The following is a 1,375-nucleotide window of genomic DNA, read 5'->3' as shown; positions in this document are numbered from 1 at the left end:
GCGTCCGAGGACGTGTTGTAATTTCATCGGCGCTTCCGGTGTAGGGCGAGGTGGCCATCGAGGTGTATGATCGAGGTGGGGTTTCGACGCTTCAACCACGAACCACACGGAGACCCCGATGACCAAGGCCAACATGGACCTGTCCGAGCTTCTGGCCAAGCACGATCAGGGCGATCTATTTCGCAGCATCGCCGAGGCCGTCCTTCAGCTGATGATGGAAGCCGATGTAGATGGCGTGATCGGTGCCGGGCGGCACGAGCGGGCCGACGGGCGCACGACGTGGCGCGACGGACACCGCGATCGCACGCTCGACACGCGCCTTGGGACGCTGAACCTGAAGGTACCCAAGCTGCGGCAAGGCAGTTACTTCCCCATCTTTCTCTAAGCCCGCAAAACCTCTGAGCAGGCTTTGGTCGCCGTTATCCAAGAGGCGTGGATCAGCGGCGCCGCGACCCGCAAGGTCGACGATCTGGTGCATGCTATGGGGCTGTCTGGCATTTCCAAGAGCACGGTATCAAAGCTCTGCAAAGACATTGATGAACGGGTCGGCGAGTTCCTGAACCGCCTCCTGACCGGCGACTGGCCCTATGTCTGGCTCGATGCCACCTATCTCAAGCAGCGTCAGGGCGGGCGGATCGTCTCGGTTGCAGCCATAATAGCCGTGGCAGCCAACACCGAAGGCCGCAGGGAAATCATCGGATTGGGCATCGGCCCTTCGGAGGCGGAGACCTTCTGGACGGACTTCCTGCGGTCGCTTCGTGGTCGCGGGCTCGATGGGGTGAAGCTGGTGATCAGCGATGCCCATACAGGCCTCAAGGCCGCCATTTCTCGGGTCTTCGAGGCAACTTGGCAGCGCTGCCGCGTCCACTGGATGCGCAACGCGCTGGCCCACGTCTCTAAGGGCCAGCACACCGTCGTGGCCGCAGCGATCCGCCAGGCTTTCGAGCAGCCGGACCGCGCCCATGCCGCCGAGACATGACATCGCGTGGCCGACCAGATCCGTCCCTGCTGGCCCAAGCTTGCGGATATCATGGATACCAGCGAGCACGACGTACTAGCCTATATGGCTTTCCCGCGGCAACACCGCACAAAGTTGCATTCCACCAACCCGATCGAGCGACTGAACAAGGAAGTCAAACGCCGCGCCGATGTCGTCGGGATCTTCCCGAACGAGGCATCCATCATGCGCCTGATCGGAGCGGTCCTGTTCGAGCAGAATGACGAATGGCAGACCTCGAGACGCTACATGATGGTCGAGGCTTTCGCCCAGATCGACACGGAGGAGATCGACCCAATTCTCAGCATTGCCAAAAAAAACCGCCTGATCATGCCCTCAGGCCATCTCACAATTTAAACCACCTTGACGGACGCTACC

1 pseudogene is annotated in these 1,375 nt (G+C 60.9%); it reads left to right on the top strand.

Annotated features, from left to right (window positions below):
* Window positions 1-118 precede the first annotated feature (118 nt).
* Window positions 119-1,354: pseudogene (locus tag LOM8899_RS22930) on the top strand (IS256 family transposase).
* Window positions 1,355-1,375 lie beyond the last annotated feature (21 nt).

Origin of the sequence: Flavimaricola marinus (assembly GCF_900184895.1) — a bacterium.
Lineage (GTDB): Bacteria > Pseudomonadota > Alphaproteobacteria > Rhodobacterales > Rhodobacteraceae > Flavimaricola > Flavimaricola marinus.
The sequence above is the reverse complement of the archived record's forward strand: the minus strand, read 5'-3'. Positions and strand labels throughout refer to the sequence as shown.